Origin of the sequence: Flavobacterium sp. 103 (assembly GCF_003096795.1) — a bacterium.
In the GTDB taxonomy this organism is placed as follows: domain Bacteria; phylum Bacteroidota; class Bacteroidia; order Flavobacteriales; family Flavobacteriaceae; genus Flavobacterium.
The window spans coordinates 1,026,963-1,046,247 of sequence record NZ_QENX01000001.1 but is presented as its reverse complement, the minus strand read 5'-3'; the positions used below and the strand labels follow the sequence as shown (position 1 = coordinate 1,046,247).

Annotated in this window: 19 protein-coding genes; 12 read left to right on the top strand and 7 right to left on the bottom strand. The window is 36.4% G+C overall.

The genetic code is table 11. The annotated features are described in order from the left end of the window. Window positions 1-175: 175 nt before the first annotated feature. Window positions 176-1,345 (top strand): gephyrin-like molybdotransferase Glp, encoded by a 1,170-nt coding sequence (glp, locus tag C8C85_RS04265; RefSeq protein ID WP_116795971.1) that lies wholly within the window; start codon window positions 176-178, stop codon window positions 1,343-1,345. 32 nt (window positions 1,346-1,377) lie between these two features. Here glp and C8C85_RS04260 read toward each other — a convergent pair whose 3' ends face one another. From C8C85_RS04260 to C8C85_RS04240, 5 genes are all read right to left on the bottom strand, one after another. Next, on the bottom strand, window positions 1,378-1,809 hold the full coding sequence (locus C8C85_RS04260) for a putative quinol monooxygenase (RefSeq protein WP_116795970.1): 432 nt from the start codon (window positions 1,807-1,809) through the stop codon (window positions 1,378-1,380). Window positions 1,810-1,880: 71 nt separating this feature from the next. After that, complete coding sequence (locus tag C8C85_RS04255) at window positions 1,881-2,339, bottom strand: VOC family protein (protein WP_116795969.1); 459 nt, start codon at window positions 2,337-2,339, stop codon at window positions 1,881-1,883. 86 nt (window positions 2,340-2,425) lie between these two features. Beyond that, window positions 2,426-2,839, bottom strand: coding sequence for a VOC family protein (locus C8C85_RS04250; RefSeq protein WP_116795968.1), 414 nt, complete (start codon window positions 2,837-2,839; stop codon window positions 2,426-2,428). Between the two features lie 253 nt (window positions 2,840-3,092). After that, entirely contained in the window at window positions 3,093-4,886 is a 1,794-nt protein-coding gene (locus C8C85_RS04245; protein ID WP_165818091.1) for an erythromycin esterase family protein, read from the bottom strand. Between the two features lie 394 nt (window positions 4,887-5,280). Further along, entirely contained in the window at window positions 5,281-6,390 is a 1,110-nt protein-coding gene (locus C8C85_RS04240; RefSeq protein ID WP_116795966.1) for an AI-2E family transporter, read from the bottom strand. A 463-nt stretch (window positions 6,391-6,853) separates the two neighbouring features. On the opposite strand from C8C85_RS04240, the gene glgA reads away from it, so the two are divergent. Further along, the gene (glgA, locus tag C8C85_RS04235) at window positions 6,854-8,080 is read left to right on the top strand and encodes a glycogen synthase (RefSeq protein WP_116795965.1); all 1,227 of its coding nucleotides are present in this window, start codon (window positions 6,854-6,856) and stop codon (window positions 8,078-8,080) included. Window positions 8,081-8,144: 64 nt separating this feature from the next. On the opposite strand, the gene C8C85_RS04230 is transcribed toward glgA, so the two are convergent. Beyond that, the gene (locus tag C8C85_RS04230; protein ID WP_116795964.1) at window positions 8,145-8,960 is read right to left on the bottom strand and encodes a DUF5995 family protein; all 816 of its coding nucleotides are present in this window, start codon (window positions 8,958-8,960) and stop codon (window positions 8,145-8,147) included. 275 nt (window positions 8,961-9,235) lie between these two features. On the opposite strand from C8C85_RS04230, the gene C8C85_RS04225 reads away from it, so the two are divergent. From C8C85_RS04225 to C8C85_RS04180, 10 genes are all read left to right on the top strand, one after another. Next, entirely contained in the window at window positions 9,236-9,565 is a 330-nt protein-coding gene (locus C8C85_RS04225; protein ID WP_116795963.1) for a winged helix-turn-helix domain-containing protein, read from the top strand. 3 nt (window positions 9,566-9,568) lie between these two features. Continuing rightward, window positions 9,569-10,138 carry a molybdenum cofactor guanylyltransferase gene (locus C8C85_RS04220; RefSeq protein ID WP_116795962.1) on the top strand — a complete coding sequence of 190 codons (570 nt, stop codon included), beginning with the start codon at window positions 9,569-9,571 and terminating at the stop codon, window positions 10,136-10,138. Beyond that, window positions 10,135-10,377: a MoaD/ThiS family protein gene (locus tag C8C85_RS04215; RefSeq protein WP_165818090.1), complete on the top strand. Its 243-nt coding sequence runs from the start codon at window positions 10,135-10,137 to the stop codon at window positions 10,375-10,377. The genes C8C85_RS04220 and C8C85_RS04215 overlap by 4 nt, the downstream gene beginning before the upstream one ends. 86 nt (window positions 10,378-10,463) lie before the next feature. Next, complete coding sequence (locus tag C8C85_RS04210) at window positions 10,464-11,519, top strand: HesA/MoeB/ThiF family protein (protein ID WP_116795960.1); 1,056 nt, start codon at window positions 10,464-10,466, stop codon at window positions 11,517-11,519. A gap of 172 nt (window positions 11,520-11,691) precedes the next feature. Then, window positions 11,692-12,165, top strand: coding sequence for a molybdenum cofactor biosynthesis protein MoaE (locus C8C85_RS04205; protein WP_116795959.1), 474 nt, complete (start codon window positions 11,692-11,694; stop codon window positions 12,163-12,165). 43 nt (window positions 12,166-12,208) lie between these two features. Continuing rightward, the gene (gene moaCB, locus C8C85_RS04200; protein ID WP_262498031.1) at window positions 12,209-13,141 is read left to right on the top strand and encodes a bifunctional molybdenum cofactor biosynthesis protein MoaC/MoaB; all 933 of its coding nucleotides are present in this window, start codon (window positions 12,209-12,211) and stop codon (window positions 13,139-13,141) included. Continuing rightward, window positions 13,131-14,138: a GTP 3',8-cyclase MoaA gene (gene moaA / locus C8C85_RS04195; RefSeq protein ID WP_116798362.1), complete on the top strand. Its 1,008-nt coding sequence runs from the start codon at window positions 13,131-13,133 to the stop codon at window positions 14,136-14,138. Before moaCB ends, moaA begins: the two co-directional genes overlap by 11 nt. A gap of 208 nt (window positions 14,139-14,346) precedes the next feature. Continuing rightward, window positions 14,347-15,297, top strand: a complete 951-nt coding sequence (locus C8C85_RS04190; RefSeq protein WP_116795957.1) for a TIGR01212 family radical SAM protein — start codon at window positions 14,347-14,349, stop codon at window positions 15,295-15,297. Between the two features lie 130 nt (window positions 15,298-15,427). Beyond that, window positions 15,428-16,957, top strand: coding sequence for a glycosyltransferase family 39 protein (locus C8C85_RS04185; RefSeq protein ID WP_116795956.1), 1,530 nt, complete (start codon window positions 15,428-15,430; stop codon window positions 16,955-16,957). 147 nt (window positions 16,958-17,104) lie between these two features. Continuing rightward, window positions 17,105-17,593 carry an SRPBCC family protein gene (locus C8C85_RS04180; RefSeq protein ID WP_116795955.1) on the top strand — a complete coding sequence of 163 codons (489 nt, stop codon included), beginning with the start codon at window positions 17,105-17,107 and terminating at the stop codon, window positions 17,591-17,593. A gap of 148 nt (window positions 17,594-17,741) precedes the next feature. On the opposite strand, the gene nadB is transcribed toward C8C85_RS04180, so the two are convergent. Continuing rightward, on the bottom strand, window positions 17,742-19,283 hold the full coding sequence (nadB, locus tag C8C85_RS04175; RefSeq protein ID WP_116795954.1) for an L-aspartate oxidase: 1,542 nt from the start codon (window positions 19,281-19,283) through the stop codon (window positions 17,742-17,744). Window positions 19,284-19,285 lie beyond the last annotated feature (2 nt).

Genomic DNA, 19,285 nt, shown 5'->3' with positions numbered 1-19,285 from the left:
TCAAAAAAATAACCGCAAAGAACGCAAAGGAAGTACTATGTTCGCAAAACTTTGCGCTCTTTGCGGTTAATTATAAAAGCTGTCGGGTTTTTTGTTGCAATATTTGATTTTATTTAGAACCTCTCGTTAAAGTCATTTTCGAATTGTATTTTTGATTACTATTAAAAATTAACCTATGATTTCCGTTCAAGAAGCCTTTTCGATATTAGAACAAAATTTACCTGCTTTGCACGAAGTGGAGTTGCCTCTTTTTCAAGCCCGAAAACATATTTTGGCAGAATCGCTAGTGTCACCTATTAATATGCCGCCTTTTCGACAATCAGCGATGGATGGCTATGCTTTGTGTTTGCATGATGATTTGGTTTATGAAATTGTTGGCGAAATAAAAGCGGGCGATTCTCACTTGGTAGATTTGGTTCCTGGACAGGCTGTCAAGATTTTTACTGGAGCAGCTATACCGGATTCGGCGCAGGCTGTAATTCAGATTGAATTAGTTGCGGCTAACGGAACCCAATTATTACTGGACGAACTGGTAAAGCCCGAAACGAATGTCAGACCCATTGGTGAACAAATTTCGGCTGGGGATTTGGCTCTCGAAAAAGGAACTTTGTTGAATTCAGCAGCAATCGGTTTTTTGGCGGGACTTGGTTTTACACATGTTACAGTTTACCAAAAACCAAATATTGGAATTGTGGTTACAGGCAATGAATTGGCCAAACCCGGTACACCACTCGAACACGGAAAGGTATATGAGAGTAACGGAATTATGTTGCAATCGGCATTAATTGATGGGTATTATGATGCCGTGACGATATACGAAGTCAATGATGATTTTGAAAATACTAAAAATATACTCCAAGATGCGATAACAAACAACGAAATGGTTTTGGTTTCTGGCGGAATATCGGTTGGTGATTACGATTTTGTGGCACGGGCTTTAAAAGAACTTCAGGTGCAAACTTTATTTCATAAAGTCAATCAAAAGCCTGGAAAGCCATTGTTTGCAGGAAAGTTTCAGAATAAAATGATTTTCGCATTACCTGGAAACCCTGCGGCTTGCTTAACTTGTTTTTATGTGTATGTTTTGCCCACATTGGCAATTATGTCGGGAGCTGAGGCGAATTACAAACAAGCTATATTGTTTCCTTTATCCGATGATTTTGAAGTTAGAAACAGCCGTTCCCAGTTTTTGAAAGCAAATATCAGCAATGGAGAAGCACAAATCCTGTCACATCAAAATTCGTCCATGCTTAATTCTTTTTCAGTTTCAAACGGGTTGATTTACGTTCCCCACGGACATTATGAATTGAAAAAAGGGGATATGGTTGAGGTGTATTTGTTGTAGTTATTCATAAAAACCAAATTACCTATTTGAAATTACATCCCGTCCTTCTTAGCCGAAGCAATTAGATTAACATCTGTAAGTTCCAATGATTTAACCATATCCTTAACAGTTTCTTTGTATTTCTTAAAATGTACTGTTTCTATATGTGATTTGTACGCGGAAGTATCAGCATAGATTTCAAGTATTGTAATTTGTGAAGGATCGTTTTTGTCGGCAACAGCGTAATAGGTTAATACACCAGGCTCAACACGAACAGCAGTTGTCATTTGTTCTTTTAATGCGTCGTTGTATTTGTCCAATTGCAATGGGTCAACTTTAATTTTTGCCAAGCGAACCATTTGAATTTTTTCTTGAGCCATAGTATTTGTACTAAAAAAAAGGGTTAGAATAAAAAAGATAACTACTGTGCTGAGCAATTTAATTTGGCTAAACTGCATTTTGTTAGCTGGTTCAAGTGTTTTCATATTTTATTACTATTTAAGTTGAAAAATCATCGTCAGTAATTGACTGCTAGTTGAAAATTTCTGAGGCACTTTTATTTCTGTGCAACACTGTTTACTTCTATCCAATAGCCGTTTGGGTCCTGAAGATATATTTGTTTGATCCCGTCTGCACGAATGGTTATTTTATTTAGGTTGCCTTCCCAGTCATTATATTTTATTTTTAGTTTGTCTAATTTATTGACAAAGGAATCGAAGTTTGGCGTTGTCAGTCCAAGATGTATTGCTTTGTTAATTGTCACAGGTTCTTTTACAGTTGAGATTAGGTGCAATTCCTTTCCTTCTCCCAATGAAAACCAGCGGATGCCTTCCTTTTTTGTTCTATTGGTGATTTCTTGAAGACCAAGTGTGTTTTTGTAAAAATCACAGGTAGAATCGAGATCTTTCACTGAAAGCGATACATGATTGAAAGAAAAATTGAACGAAGTATTATCCTGTGCCTGTAGGGAAATGGTACAGAAAAGTACAATGATGAATAGAAATATTTTACGCATGGTTATTTATTGTTTTGAGAATTATTTTATAGTTGTTGTCAAGTTTTAAGTTAGTTGTTTATGTGTTATTTTGCTCCCCAATTTCGTTAATTTTCGTTAGGTTCCCAAAGTTCTATCTTGTTTCCTTCAGGATCCATAATGTGTACAAATTTACCGTAATCGTATGACTCAATTTCATCAAGTATCGTAACACCGTTTTCTCTTAACTTTTTGACAAGTTCTTCAATATTCTGTACACGATAGTTAATCATAAACTCTTTTTTGGATGGAGAAAAATAGGCATCTCCTTTTTTGAAAGGACTCCATTGAAGAGCATTTATCTCGTCAGGTCTGTTAATATTTCTGGATTCAAAAGTTGAACCATAGTCATTAATCTCAAGCCCTAAGTTTTGGCCATACCATTCTCTTGTCTGTTCCGGATTGTCTGTGAAAAAGAAAATGCCACCAATTCCTGTCACCTTTGGTGTTAAGTTTTCAGTTTTGTTATTAGGATCTTCCATGTCGTTTATCTTTTTAGTGAGTGAGTTATCGGTCTAATTACAATTTATTCATTTTGATACGTTGTTGTCATCTTGTAAGTTGATGAATGATGTTTTGCTACTACAGCGGGTTTGGGATTAAATTAAGCCCTGTTTTCGGATTTGTCACCGGAGCGATAGCGAACAGGCGAGGCAAATCCTCCCAAATGCACAACCAACTCTAAATTAAACCAATTTCCCAAATCCGTTGTAGTTGCTTTTGCCAACTGCCATTTTACTGGTAAAGAGGTGTCGTGGCATTCGTACTTTCTATAAAAATCAATGAATCAAATAGTTTTATAAACGGAAGTTGATAAATATCTTCTTTTGTTTCTTTATTGTATCCAATCAATTTAGTAGGCCCTTTAATTCCATCTGTTTTTAATTCTTTACATAGTGTAGGCATATCCAAATAAAATGCTTTTCCATTTAATGCTAGTGAATTTTCCCAAAGGTTAACTTCAGATGTTTGAATGTCAGTCTTATTTAATTTGTCCGTATAAAAATGGTCTACATCAATATTCTTCTTTTCAATGAATGAATAGCTACCTTTTAGTGTAGTAAGTCCAATAGAATGATAGTCGTTTTTAAATTCCTTTTTTAAATCCCGTCCCATTAATCCTATTTCATTATCAGAAATAACTTCGTTTGATATATGTGCGTTATGAGCCCAAACAATTATTTTGTTATCGTTATTCTGTGCTAAATAGGAAATTCTATCAGCCATAATTTCATCTCGACTTTGAAATTGTTTACCGTTTTTATGATTTACGTCGTTGATGTAGGTCGTTTTTCCATTGAATAGAATTTCTTTTAGGTTTGGGGACAAATTATTTGTGGATTCTAAATGATTTTCAATTTCTAAAATAGTAGCATAGATATTTAAATTAATTTTTAGTTCCTCTTTAAAGTTGCTTACTGGTTTTTTTACAATATTTGATTTTAGCTTTTGCAATAGCTTAGATAATTTTTCGTCTTTATCAATTTTCACATTTTCGGATAACAATTCATAGAAAACCCAATTGGAATTATCACAACCTTTTAATTTTATATTATAATTTGAGCAGTTGTCCTTATACCATTGAAGAAAAGATCTCATTTCTTTCGTATGATATATTGAAAATAAATGGTTTTTGCTTAAACTATCTAACGGGCTTGACAACAATTCTTTATTTAAAAGCTCAATATCATCATAAGGGTTTTCTAAAACAACCGTATTAAAACCTTTTTCTTGAATTAATCTCTTTGTGATAATTTCTCGGAGTCTATAAAATTCAGAAGTGCCGTGTGTGCTTTCGCCAATGGACACAATTTTTTTGTTGCCCACTTTTTTTATCAATTCGTCTAAACTTGAAGATAAACTCTCGTTTGTTGATAAATCTATTGGAGTGGATGAGTTATGGATTGCCAAATTGATTTCATCTGGATTATTATTTTTTAAAAATATTTTAGGAGTTTCTTCTAAAGTTTGAATGTCTTTACCGTCTATTGTTATTACAAAATCATCAAACCAAGCAATCCCTTTTCCATTTAGTAAACCTCCAATATAGATTGATTCAGCACCAGTTGGATAAGGTAAGGTGATCGAATATTCTTTCCAATCATGTGTCCCTTTAATCTTGTATCTCTCCATATTTTCAAATGCCAAAAAACCATTGAAGCCATTAATACGCATCCAGAGTCCTACTGATCCATCAACATTTTCATGTTTTATGCGTCCTGTAAGCCTAATTGAATCGCCAACATAATTTGCAGGAATTTTATAAGTGAAACATCCAAATTTACTTTTGTCGGTAGAAGTTACTTTTCCAATGCAATTCGTGTTTCCAATTTTTTCTACTGTAATTTCTCCTGTATTTTTTTCTAAAGTACCCCCTTTAGCCCAACCTTCAGGCATAACTTGTTTTTCAGAATCAAAATTTTCAAAATTTAAATTGTACTTTTTTTGATGTTGATTTTGAGCTAAAATATTTGAATGCGAAATTAAAATTCCAATTAAACATATCAAAAAGGTTTTTATATTTTTCATAGTTTGGATGCTCGTTTTTTTTAGTGGTTGTTGCCAACTCATTTATATATGTGAATCTGTCGCAAATTTCCATCCTAAATCAGGTGCATAAGTATGATAAAAATAACACAGTATTAAATCCAAATATACAGATTAATCGGTATAAAAGATCCAAAGTATTTTTATTAATCGGTTTGTATTTCAGTTCTTTACATCTATAAGTTTCTTTGTTTTTCCTAAAGATCTTGTGAACTGCGTGAAGGATGGAAGCAAGTTACCGAAGTAACGCGTACAGCCTGACCGCGTTGAGGAAAGAGGCTGTATAATCGGTGCTATAAGTAAGCCTCTTTTCTCAACGGGGGCACGCCCAAATGGGCTTTTATGGACTGACGATGTAAATTGAAATGATAAAGCACTATTCTTCGGCCTCTATTTGTGATTCTTCTATTTGAGGCTCTTCAGTGATATCGATCCAGGAAAGGAAAAATTTATAGCCTAAGGTTAGAATTACAGCCCCAAGGAATAATCCAATGAATCCGTTGTAAATAAAACCGCCGATGGCTCCAAGGAATATTACGAGCATCGGTGCAGGCGGGTTGCCTCTTCCGAGGAATATTGGTTTCAGGATATTATCAGAAATCAGTGTGATTCCTACCCAAATCGCCAGTATGGTTGAGGTGGTGGCATCGGTTACGGAATACATATAAATCACAACAGGGATGGCAATGGGGCCAATTCCTACTTGTATTATGGCTAGAAAAAGGCAAATAATCGTGAAAATTCCAGCAAAAGGAACTCCTGCCAAAAAGAATCCAATTCCTATCATCAGTGCTTGGATTAGGGCTACGCCCAAGAATCCTTTTACGACATTGCGGATGGTAATTACGGTGACTTCGGCATAATGTTCGCCATTGGAACCTATCAGTTTGATGAAAATGTTTTTGGAAACCTTGACTAATGATTCGGTATACAATAATAGTCCCATGGCGATGATGATTGAGATGATAAACTGTAGGATGCCTTTGCCAATTCCCGCCAAGGAAAGGAGTAGCCATGCGCCGGCTATTTTTAATTGGTCCGAGTATTTAAGCGCCACTTTGGAAAGATCTTCGGAGGCCGAGGTCCATATTTCTACAATAGGTCTTGTTATGGTTGGCCAGCTTTTGGTGGTTTCTCCGGGAGGCGGAATCAAGTGCTCATTGGTTTGGTAATAATGGGCGAAATTATTGATTTCTTCGTATAAGGATTGCGTGATGAGTACGCTGGGAACGACAAAAAGAGTAAGTAATGTGAGTGCGACAAATATAGTGGCTAAAATTTTTCGGCCTTTGAATAATCTGACAACCCTTTCATAAACTGGACTGAAGGCTATGGAAATAACTATCGCCCAAACTATTATTAAGACGAAGGGTTTTAAAATATCATAACACCATCCGATTAACAGGAAGAGGACGCCAAGACGAATAAGGGTATCGGCAATTTTTTCAAAATTGAAACTGTTGAAGTTTAAGTTATTTTGATTCATATGTATGTTTTTTAGATGAATAAAATGACAATTGGATTATTATGCTAATCTAGGTAAAATGTGGTAATTATTAATATTAAATAATAATGACTTTTGTGGAAACTTTAAATAATTTAGAATTTAGGTGTAAAATGTTTCAAAATAATGGTGGGTTTCCGTACGAATTAAATTGGGGTTTCGTATTTTTACTAAATTGATATTTTGATGCAGTTCAATGTTTTAAAGCCTGAGTTCGATTATTAAGTTTAGAGCAGAAAAATTGGGCATTTTTGTCAACATCGTCCCGTTTTCCGTTTCAATCTTTTGTGCCGAACACCAGCACAAAAGGATTTTCACTTCAACCGGGGCTAAGGGTTGGTATTTTGCTTTTTTGCCATCATTTAAAAAATAAAAAATAGTTGTAAGAGTCAGTTCTAAAAGATTGTCCTTGTATCCAATATTGTAAACTATAAAAACACTGCTTATGAAGATAGCGCTTTATACCAACGAATTTCCACCAAACATTTATGGCGGAGCAGGAGTTCATATTGATTTTTTAAGTCATGAATTGGCCAAATTGGCACAAGTCGAAGTTCGATGTTTTGGTGACCAAAAAGAAAACAAGGACTCCATGCACGTGGAAGGAATAAATTCCTGTTTGACCAAAATGGTTGATCCAGAAAACGAACACATCAAGATGTTTCATAACCTGAGCCGAAATGTCGAAATGGCTCAGGCTACTCCAAAAGCCGATATTGTTCATTGCCATACTTGGTACACACATTTGGCTGGTGTTTTCACGAGGGAATTGTTGCAGGTGCCTTTGATATTGACCACACATAGTTTGGAAACCCACCGTCCTTGGAAAGTGGAGCAACTCGGGAATGGTTATTTTATGTCACGATGGATAGAAACCAATGCCTATAAGACTGCAGATGGAGTAATAGCGGTGAGCGAGCAAATGAAAACCGATGTGGTAGAAGCTTATGGTGTAGATCCCAAAAAAGTGACCGTAATCCATAACGGAATTGATCCTGAATTTTACAAACCTACTTTTGATGATAATTTATTGAGAGAATATGGAATTGATCCAAATATTCCGTTTGTGCTTTTTGTGGGGCGAATTACCCGCCAGAAAGGGATTTCGCAATTGATAGAAGCGGCCCAATATTTTAATGAAGATTGCCAAATCGTACTTTGCGCCGGAGCTCCAGATACCGAAGAAATTGCGCTTGAAACGTCAACACTAATCGATCAGTTGAAAACCAAAAGAAAAGGAGTAATCCTTATTTCGGAAATGTTGCCACGAGAAAAAGTCAAAGTGTTGTACAGTCATGCGAGAGTTTTTGCCTGTCCTTCCTTGTACGAACCTTTTGGCATCATCAATCTCGAAGCCATGTCTTGTGAAACGCCGGTTGTGGGAAGTCACGTGGGTGGAATCCCAGAGATTATTGTAGAAGGAGAGACTGGATATTTGATTCCGCTGGAAAGTGTTTCTAGAACGAACTTTAATCCGCTGAATCCAACTGCTTTTCAGAAAGCCTTCGCGGCCAAAGTAAATGCATTGTTAGATAATGAAGAATTAGCAACCGCTATGGGTAAGGCAGGTCGAGTGCGAGTGCTGAAACAATTTAGTTGGGAATCTATCGCAAAAATCACGTTTAATTACTATCAAGAAGTAATTGCGAGATTTGTGAAAGAACAGGCTTAAAACTAATATTAAGTAAAAAAAAGCAATCTTCTTTAATAGGGAGATTGCTTTTTTGTATTGTATGCTAATTTTGTAAAACACATTCAGGAGTTACAACGGTTTTAGTTACTGGGTTGTATTCTACTTTGCTTAAATCTATAATTTTTTGACCCACAGTTCCTTTCTCAAATAATCGAATAAGCTTGAAAATGCTACTTACAAAATAACCCGGATTCGAAACTAATCGAGCTATTTTGGTAATCTTGATGTCCCTCTCTTGTATGGAGGCTTCTCTTTGATTTTCTGGAAGAAGAACAAATTCAGTAGCGTATTTCCATGCACCATCTCTAGCGGTTTTCATACTAAAATCAATAAAGAAATTGTCTATTTTGCCAGATATTTTCAATATAAAGGTGAGCGTTGGCCAGATTTCAACTAAGCATTTTTCAACTCCTTCGACTAGATTGCTTAAAATTTCGTTGATTTTATTATAGTCAGAATGTAAGTCAAAAATGCTTTCAGGAGTACTGACTTGTGCGCAGGCGATTCCTAAATCTAGATTGACATGTGCGTTGATTCCCAGTAGCAAATGTTGTACGACAATTGGCCAATATTCTTCTCCTTTCGTAAACGAAAATTCCCAGCATTCTGAGCATTTTTCTTTCGCTTTAAACTGATAATAAGCTTTTAAATACCTATTGGCAAAAATAACATCAAGTTTTCCCATTCGTTCTGGATTTTGAAATAAACCCGTTTCGATACCATGTTTTATTTGCAATGTCACTTCTCTATATAAAGTGGTAAACAAACCTATAGCACATTGTTCCAGTTTTGACGTTTCAATTATTTCATCCAAAAACAGAATGACTTCATCTATAGTTGTGGCTTGTTTCATATTCATTTATAGTTAGTTGTGGTTAAAAAGGTAAGCGAATATAATTATTTTTTGTTTTCAAATGAGTTTTTTTGATGTAATTGTCTTGCTTTTTTTTATAACAAAAAACACAGAGTAAAACTATTTTTTTTATTTTTTTGGAATATTCATTTCGTTATATTTGTAAAAGTATAACGAAATGTATTGACTTTGAAATCAGCATGACCGTAAATGGGTAGTCACTAGCAAAAGCTGTTATGCAAATTATATATGACCAATATAAATTCAATAGGGGTTTACATATGAAAATCAAGAGTAAAATTTGGATTGAAACCGACAAGGGAATTCTCATTAGCGAAGGGCGTATTCAATTGCTAAAGCTGATAGAGTCCACAGGTTCGCTCAATAAAGCAGCGAAGGAAATGAATATTTCGTATCAAAAAGCATGGAAACTGATTGACGCTTCGAACAAAGCTTCTAAAGATCCATTAATAGCTACTCAAGTAGGAGGGAATAAGGGAGGTGGGACTGTAGTGACCCCGTATGGAAAATCACTTATTGAGTCTTTTGAAAAAATTAATGTCGCCTGTTGGGAATTTTTGGATTTGCAACTTAAAAAGCATTCTTTATAAAATATGGAAAATAAAATCACAGCAATAATATTGGCCGGCGGAAAAAGCCAACGCATGGGGACCGATAAGGGTTTATTGGATTTGAACGGAAAAACATTTATCAAACACATTTGCGATGCTTTGCAGCCGATTGTAGGTTCCAATATTTTGATTGTCTCTGCCAATAAAGAATTTGATGCTTTGGGTTTTTCCAGATTGGAAGATATTATTGAAAACAAAGGTCCTGTGGGCGGACTTTACACAGCACTGAAAGAGTCTAAAACCAAAGTAAATCTGGTTTTGAGTGTCGATGTGCCGATGGTGTCGACTGAATTATTGCAATGGTTAATAGAAAGTCACAACGAAACCGATATGGTTACACAAACAAAAAGCGGTGATAAAACGTGCCCATTGATTGGGGTTTACGACCGCTCGATGCGAATTGTTTTTGGGGAACATATAGCTGGAAACCAATTGAAATTGCGACAAGTAATTGAGGATGTAAAACATCAAACTATTGAGGTTCCTGAAAAATGGAGCAATCAGGTGCAAAATATAAATACACAAGAAGAATATCAAAATTTAATCAAATGACCATAACGCTAAAATATTTTGGTTTACTCGCTGATATCACGCAATTGAAAGAGGAGCAATTTTCTTTTGATCAAGAGACTATCTCGGTTTCTGCATTAAAATCAAAAATTGAAAACAGTTACCAAAACATGCAAAATACAACTTATAATATTGCGGTTAATCAAACGATGAGCGATTTGAAAACCGTGATAAAAGATAATGATGTAATTGCTTTTTTGCCACCGTTTGCAGGAGGATAAAATTTGTTTAAAGTTTAGAGTTTAATGGTTTAAACCCGTTTAACTTTAAATTTTTAAACGATTAAGCTTTTAAACGATTAAACCATATGAGATATTCCAGACAAATAATTCTCCCGGAAATTGGAGAAATAGGCCAGCAAAAATTGCAGGACGCCCGTGTCTTGGTGATTGGTGCGGGAGGTTTGGGCTGTCCGGTTCTTCAAAATTTGGCTGCAGCTGGAGTAGGCAACATCGGAATTGTGGATGGGGATGTGGTGGACGAAACCAATTTGCACAGACAATTATTATACACCTTAAAAGATTGCGGAAACAGCAAAGCCGAAATAGCCAAGAAAGCCATTTTGGAACTCAATCCCGAAATCAGCGTAACCGCTTTTTTAGAGTTTTTTACTGTCCAAAATGCGGCAAGAATTGTTGATGAATACCAAGTAATTGTCGATTGCACCGATGCGATTGCCGTTCGCTATTTGATTAATGATGTGTCAGTCGCGAAAAGAATTCCAATGGTGTATGCCTCAATCCATAAGTTTGAAGGTCAGGTTTCGGTATTCAATTATAAAAATGGACCGAGTTACCGTTGTTTGTTTCCGGAACAGGAAGGATTAAATGCGGTTCCTAATTGCGCTGACTCAGGAGTTTTGGGGATTTTACCGAACACCATTGGGACATTGCAGGCTACGGAAGTGCTCAAAATAATACTGGGAATAGGCGAAATATTGTCGGGAAAATTGTTGATTTACGATGCTTTGCATTTTCAAACGCAAATCATCAATTTCTCTAAAAATCCAAAAGCAATCGAAAAAGGAATCATAAAAGGAATAAAGCTTTTAAACAGTAAAAAAGCAGAAACAGATTTAAGCCCGGAATCTTTTTTTGAAAAATGCAATCAGTCGGGAATTATTGTTATTGACGTTCGGGAATTGGAAGAAATTCCAGAGTTTAACGGGAAGAATATTGTTCGGATTCCTTTGGGCGCATTAGAAGAATACAGTAAGAAATTGAACAAAAATCAGGAAATCATTTTGTTTTGTCAAACGGGACAACGCAGTTTAGCCGCGATGAATTATCTCCAAAAATCAGGATTTGTTGGAGTTTTTCATTTAGGAAAAGGCATTGAATCTTTGAAAAATCAATTTCAATAGCAATGACAATTTCAATTTCAATATCAATAGGAAATTATAAATGACAACAAATCTGCGTAAATCTGTCAAATCTGCGTGAAAATATAACCACAGTGATTTAGCAAATTATATAAAATCTATTTAATAACAGAAGTAAATATTTCAACTGAATTTTTATTCAAATAAAAAAATAATGTCAACAGATAAACCAAAAAAAAGTTCTTTTATTCAAGGACAGATAACATCCGAATTCATCGGGAATTCGATTGCCAAACACCAAAGCAAAACCACAATTGGCGCCCACAATATTTTTCTGGGCCAAGTTCGCGCTGACGTGATTGAAGGGAAAACAGTTGCCGCAATCGAATACACCGCCTACGAAGAAATGGCTGAGCAAACGTTTTATGAAATTAGGGAAGCGGCTTTCGCCAAATATGAGCTTTCTTGTTTGCATATTTATCACAGTTTGGGAACGGTAAAAACAGGCGAAATATGTTTATTTGTCTTTGTTTCCGCACCAAGACGAAAAGTGGTGTATGAAGCTTTGGAGTTTTTGGTGGAAGAAATAAAAGAAAAGACAGCCATTTTCGGAAAAGAAATTTTTGAAGATGAAAGCTACACTTGGAAAGTAAATGCCCCCCAGCCCCGAAAAGGGGGAGTTATGTAGATTGTCTTAATAGGAGCAAATCTAAAATCTAAAATCAGTTAATCTGAAATCTAAAATCCCTATGGTAGATATCACCCACAAAATAATAACACAACGCACAGCGACAGCACAAGCAATCGTAAAAGTAGGTTCGCCGGCGACAATACAAGCTGTTTTGAATAAAACCGTGCCGAAAGGCGATGTGTTGGAAGTCGCACGAACGGCAGGTTTGTTTGCCGTAAAAAACACATCGAACTCCATTCCGGATTGTCACCCCATGCCGATAGAATTCACCGGAATTGAATATGAACTGCTCGAAGATTCGGTATTGATAAAAGTAACCGTCAAAGCGATTTATAGAACAGGAGTGGAAGTCGAAGCCATGCACGGTGCATCAATAGTAGCCTTGACGATATACGATATGCTAAAACCTATCGATAAACAAGTCGAAATTTTGGCCATAAAGCTATTAAACAAAAAAGGAGGAAAATCCGATTATGGGGTCAAAGACGACCTTGATTTATCGGTAGCGGTAATCGTTTGTTCGGATAGTGTTTCCAGCGGAGAAAAAGAGGACCGAGCCGGAAAAGCAATCTCGGATAAAATTAAAAAATTGGGGCTAAGTGTTTCGAATTATACCATAATCCCTGATGAGGTGGCCTATATTCAGGAAACAATAAACAAGTTGTGTTCCTCAAACAAAGACTTAATTATCCTCACCGGCGGTACAGGTTTGTCCAATCGCGATGTTACTCCTGAAGCCATTATCCCAATGCTTGACCGACGCATTCCGGGAATTGAGGAAGCCATTCGCTCTTACGGACAGGAAAGAACGCCTTATGCAATGTTATCCAGATCTGTGGTGGGTTTCAAGGGAAATACGCTCATTATGGCTTTGCCAGGTTCCACAGCGGGAGCCAGCGAATCTATGGATGCTGTGTTTCCGTCCGTATTGCATTTATTCAAAATATTAAATGGTTTCAACCATGGAAAATAACATCAATCCAATGCAGGACAACCACGGCAGAGCGCACAATTACCTCCGCATTTCGATTACAGAACATTGTAATTTGAGATGCACTTATTGTATGCCGGCTGAGGGGATTGCACTTACACCAAGAGCGCATCTGATGACTGCAGACGAGATTGTTACTATCGCTCAAGCTTTCGTAAAACTCGGTGTGACCAAAATCCGATTGACCGGTGGCGAGCCTTTGGTCCGAAAAGATGCCAAAACCATTATCGAACAATTAGGGAAACTAGGTGTTGAACTAACGTTGACAACCAACGGAATTTTGGTTCACGAATTCATAGATACGTTCAAAGAAGCAGGAGTTACCACTTTGAACGTGAGCATCGACAGTTTAAAAAAAGACAAATTCAACCTAATCACCCGCCGTAATTATTTTGAAAAAGTAATCGAAAATCTCAATCTACTTGAAGCAAATAATTTCAAGGTAAAACTGAATGTAGTCATAATCAAAGGGTTTAACGACAACGAAATTATCGACTTTATTGAGATGACCAAAGACCGAAATATCCAAATTCGGTTTATTGAGTTCATGCCTTTTGATGGTAACCAATGGAATAAAGAAAAACTGGTGAGTTATGCCGAAATCCTAACGCAAGTCAATGCTTTTTATTCCGAACAAAAAGTAGAACGGACCCAAGACAAACCAAATGATACTTCCAAAAACCACAAAATTGAATCCTATCGAGGTAGTTTTTCGGTAATCAGTTCCGTGACGAATCCGTTTTGCAGTACCTGCAACCGAATCCGTCTAACCGCCGACGGTAAACTAAAAAACTGTTTGTTCTCTAATACCGAAACATCATTGCTCGACACCTTGCGTGCTGGAGGTTCAATCGAACCGTTGATCTTCCAAAACATAAAATCAAAATTCGCCATGCGTGGCGGAATGGATGATGATGCTAAATTCCAGAATCCTTTTCTTTTTTCTCAAAATCGTAGTATGATTAAGATTGGGGGCTAAGTGAAGTAGTAGGAATTATTTCACGAAGACTCGCGAGAGAAAACAAAGATTCACGAAGAGAAGTACTTTTTTTACTAATTCCTTTGCGATTCTTTGCGTGTACTTTGTGAATCTTTGCGAAATAACTTTTTCATGCAATAAGAGTTTATTATAAAATCCCTGATAAAAGTCATTGTTGGCATTATACAATAGTGAATAACTTTGTAAAATGAAGGCAGAAGCAGAATCCAATAAAAAAGGGTACAATAATTACGGTACCCATCTCCGGGAAAAATACAACGGAAAAAAAGTTTTCAAAGTAATTGTCGATGGCAATTTTAGTTGTCCCAATCGAGACGGGCTAAAAGGCTACGGCGGCTGCACCTATTGCAATGTTGATTCCTTTACGCCCGATATTTCCAGAAAAGCGACCACGATAGAAGACCAATTGCTTCAGGGAATGGAACGCGCCAAAAAAGCATACAAAGCTGATAAGTTCATTGTCTATTTCCAGCCCAATACCAACACTTATGCCCATGTCGATTATCTCAAAACAATCTACGACCGTGCCTTGTCTTTCAATCCAGATGAGGTTGTTGGGTTTTCGGTGGGAACACGCCCGGACTGCATCGATGCCCAAAAAGTGGCCTTGCTCGAAAGCTATTGCGACCGATTCGATGTTGATCTCGAAATGGGAATGGAATCGATGTATGACGAAACGTTAACAAAAATTAACCGAGGCTGTACCCATGCCGAGTTTGTTTCGGCAGTGGAGTTATTAAAAGATAGTCCAATCGATTTGTGCGTGCACACCGTTTTTGGATTCCCGTGGGAAACCCGCGAAATGATGCTCAACTATATCAATGAAATTAATCGTTTCTCTCAAATTAAATTTGTAAAATTCCATCATCTGCACATCGTCGAAGGTTCTATTATGGGCGTACATTACAAACGAAATCCGTTTCTGCTCTTCACTTTGGAACAATACACAGATCTACTTTGCGACCTAATCCCGCTCCTGCGCCCCGACATTGTCATTCAGCGTCTCTTCGGAATCTCCGATTGGGATTTACTCATCGCTCCAAACTGGGGACTGAAAAAGACCGAAATTCAACATTATATCGACTCCACAATCGAAAAAAGGGGGATTGTACAGGGATCACAATACAAGGAGCTTTAGAGGAGATGTTTTGTTTTTTTTGATAATTATATTTTTTAAAATCAATTGCAATTGATGAATCGTTTGTAAGAGTATCAGTATGACTTAAAAAAAAATAACTATATTGTCGTACCAATACAAACTATTACTAATGAACAAAAAAACATTACTCTTAATAGGTTTTATCATTTTCAAATTTGTACTTCAATATTCACTAATAAGTTCTGATTACGATTTACAAAGAGATGAATATTTGCACTTGGATCAAGCGCATCATTTGGCTTGGGGATATCAATCGGTGCCGCCTTTTACTTCTTGGATTTCCTATATTATTTTTCTTTTAGGGAATTCAGTTTTTTGGGTTAAATTTTTTCCAGCGTTGTTTGGGGCCTTGACGATTGTCGTTGTTTGGAAATCAATCGAAGAGCTCAAAGGCAGTTTGTTTGCTTTGATCTTGGGTGCAACCTGCGTTTTTTTTTCGGCACTTTTAAGGCTGAATACTTTATACCAACCCAATTCTTTTGATGTATTATGCTGGACAACTTTTTATTTTATACTAATCAAATACGTCAATACCGAAAACACAAAGTGGCTTTTCATTGCTGCAATGGTATTTGCTTTTGGTTTTCTGAATAAATACAACATCGTTTTTTTGATTATTGGGTTGATTCCATCTATTGTCTTGACGGAGCAACGCAAAATCTTTGGTCAGCCTAAATTGTATGTTGCACTTGTTTTAGGGTTGTTATTAATTACGCCGAACCTTTTTTGGCAATATAACAACAACTTTCCTGTAATCCATCATTTAAAAGAATTAGCTGCTACACAATTGGTTTATGTGGATCGATTGGATTTTTTAAAATCACAATTGTTCGTTTTTATAGGTTCTTTTTTTGTTATTCTATCCGGCTGGCTGGCTTTACTGTTGTACAAACCGTTTCATAAGTATAGATTTTTCTTTTGGAGCATTATTTTTACGCTTGTTGTTTTTATGTATTTTAAAGCCAAAGATTATTATGCCATTGGGCTTTATCCTATTTATATTTCCTTTGGTTCCGTTTATTTGGCTGATAAATTAAAAGAAGGTTGGAAAATGTATTTAAAGCCTGTTTTAATCCTATTGCCATTGCTGTTTTTTATTCCTATGTACAAGATTGATTTTCCAAACAAAAGCCCTGAATATATAATAAAGCATGCCAAAGAGTATGAGAAATATCGCAAGAATCGATGGGAAGATGGTAAAGATTATCCATTACCACAAGATTTTGCCGATATGTTGGGTTGGAAAGAATTGGCCGTAAAAGTAGATTCTGTTGCAGCTACATTGCCGGATTTGGAACACACCTTGATTCTTTGCGATAATTATGGACAGACTGGTGCCATCAATTATTATACAAAAAACAAAAAAGTGATCGCGCATTCCTTTAATGCCGATTATATCAATTGGCTTCCTTTGGACATGAAAATTAAAGATGTCATCTTAGTAAAAGAGGATAATGACGAAGACAAAGAAAGAAAAACCGAAATTCCATTATTCGATACTGTTTATTTGGCGAGCAAAAGAATTAACAAATTTGCCAGAGAGCCCGAAATATCTATTTATGTTTTGAGGGGTGCAAAAGTAGATGTCAACAAAAGAATAAAGGACGAGATGGAACGGAAGAAAAATTATGATGATTAGTATGGTGAGATGTGCTGATAGTCTTTTTTGATAAAAAACAAAAAGCAAGATTGTCCAAACCAATTGTCTGAAAATGGTTGTATTTATTTGTAACTGATTGATATTTAGGATTAAATTTGACATAATTAACTTTTAAATCATATAGCAATGGAGACGTCAGATTTTATAACTGTGCTGTTAGTTGATCAAACTCCCGAAGTAGTATTCAAAGCCATCACTAATGTGCGTGGTTGGTGGTCCGAAGAAATTGAAGGTGATACCGAGAAACTTAACGATGAATTTACATACCATTATGAAGATGTTCATTATTGCCAAATCAAATTGATTGAAGTGATTCCAAACAAAAAAGTGGTTTGGTTCGTGAAGTACAACGATTTTAAGTTTACCAAAGACAGAAGCGAATGGACTGGAACCAAAATGAGTTTTGAAATTTCTGAGAAAGACAACAAAACAGAAATACGTGTTACACATCATGGATTGGTACCAGAATTTGAATGTTATGAGATTTGCAGTAATGCCTGGACACAATACATTCAGCAAAGTTTAAAGAACCTGATCACGACTGGAAAAGGTCAGCCGAATGCTACCGGTAAGCCAACAACGGAAGATGAAAAAAGACTTAGTGAGGCAAAGTAGTTTTCTTTGATCTTTTTTAAATTTTGTATCGTCCCAATATTTTGGTATTGGATTATGGAGAAAAAATTCTATTTCATTTTCAAAACAAACCAAAAAAGTCTCTCAACTATATTGCTAAGAGACTTTTTTAAATTTATTTTTAAACGTTTTATTGTTTAATATCCTTTGTTTCATACTTTACAAATCCACCACAATTGCCATGACGGTCAATCGATTGCTGAACGATAAGGTTTCCAATGTCAATCATATTATTCAGTTCGTATAAATCAGTACAAACAAGATGATTTTGAATTTTTTCATCGATTTCGTTTTGTAAGCTTTTAAGTGCTTCTTTGGCTTTCAATAAATCAGAGTCAAATCGAACGATTCCCGCATTTTGTCTCATTAAGAGTTGCAATTTTGCTTTGGTTTGGGCGATGTATTCGGGAGCGATTTTTATTTTCGATTGAATCTGCCATCTTGGAATGATGCTGGCCGTTTTTGGTTCGATAAAAGGATTTTCGGCTAAGTAATGGTATATTTTATCCGAATACACCAAAGCTTCTAGCAAGGAGTTTGAAGCCAGTCTATTGGCACCATGTAAACCTGTTCTGGAACATTCGCCGCAAGCGTATAAATTTTCGATTGATGTTTTTCCATTGATGTCAACCACTATTCCGCCACACAGATAATGCTGTGCTGGAACCACTGGAATCCATTCGGTTTCAAGATCGATACCTACTTTTTTACAATGTTTGTAAATCATTGGAAAATGGTTTTTGAACCCTTCCATATCCAAGTGCGTACAATCTAAATAAACGCATTCATCACCCGATTTTTTGAGTTCCAAATCGATGCTTTGAGAAACAATATCCCTCGAAGCCAAATCACCTCTTGCATCGTAATTGAGCATGAATAATTCCCCTTTCTTGGTTCTCAAACGAGCACCAAAACCACGAACAGCCTCGGATATCAAAAATTTGGAACCCCCTGTATTGTCAAATAAAGCAGTTGGGTGAAATTGTATAAATTCCATATCCTGGATTAGAGCATTGGCACGATACGCCATCGCAATTCCGTCTCCAGTGGCAATAATAGGGTTGGTGGTGTGTCCGTATAGATGACCAATTCCACCAGTGGCTAGTAAAGTAAAATCAGATTGATAAGTGATTACCTCGTTTGTCTTTTCGTCAAGAGCATAAGCTCCTATGCATCGATTGTCTTGTGTAATTAATTCCAACGCAAAGTGATGGTCCAGAACGGTAATGTTTTCTTTTTGCATTACTTGTTCCAAAATGGCACGTTGAATCTCATGACCAGTTTGGTCTTTATGGTGCACCACTCTGTTTTCAGAATGGCCTCCTTCTTTGCCTAAATCAAAAGTACCTTTGGCATTTTTGTCAAATTGAGCACCCCATTCAATAAGTTCTTTTAATCGTTTGGGGCCTTCGGTAACAACCATTTTAACTACAGTTTCGTCACACAATCCGTCCCCACAAATCAGGGTGTCCTCAATGTGTTTTTGATACGAATCTTCGGTTTTGTCGGTAACAATAGCGATACCGCCTTGTGCATATTTCGTGTTAGACTCGTCTGCGTTTGCTTTGGTGACAATGGTGATGGTTCTCTCGGGAAAACGATTGGCCATTTTGAGAGCAAATGTCAGACCAGCTACTCCAGAACCTATAATTAAATAATTGGTTGTAATCATTC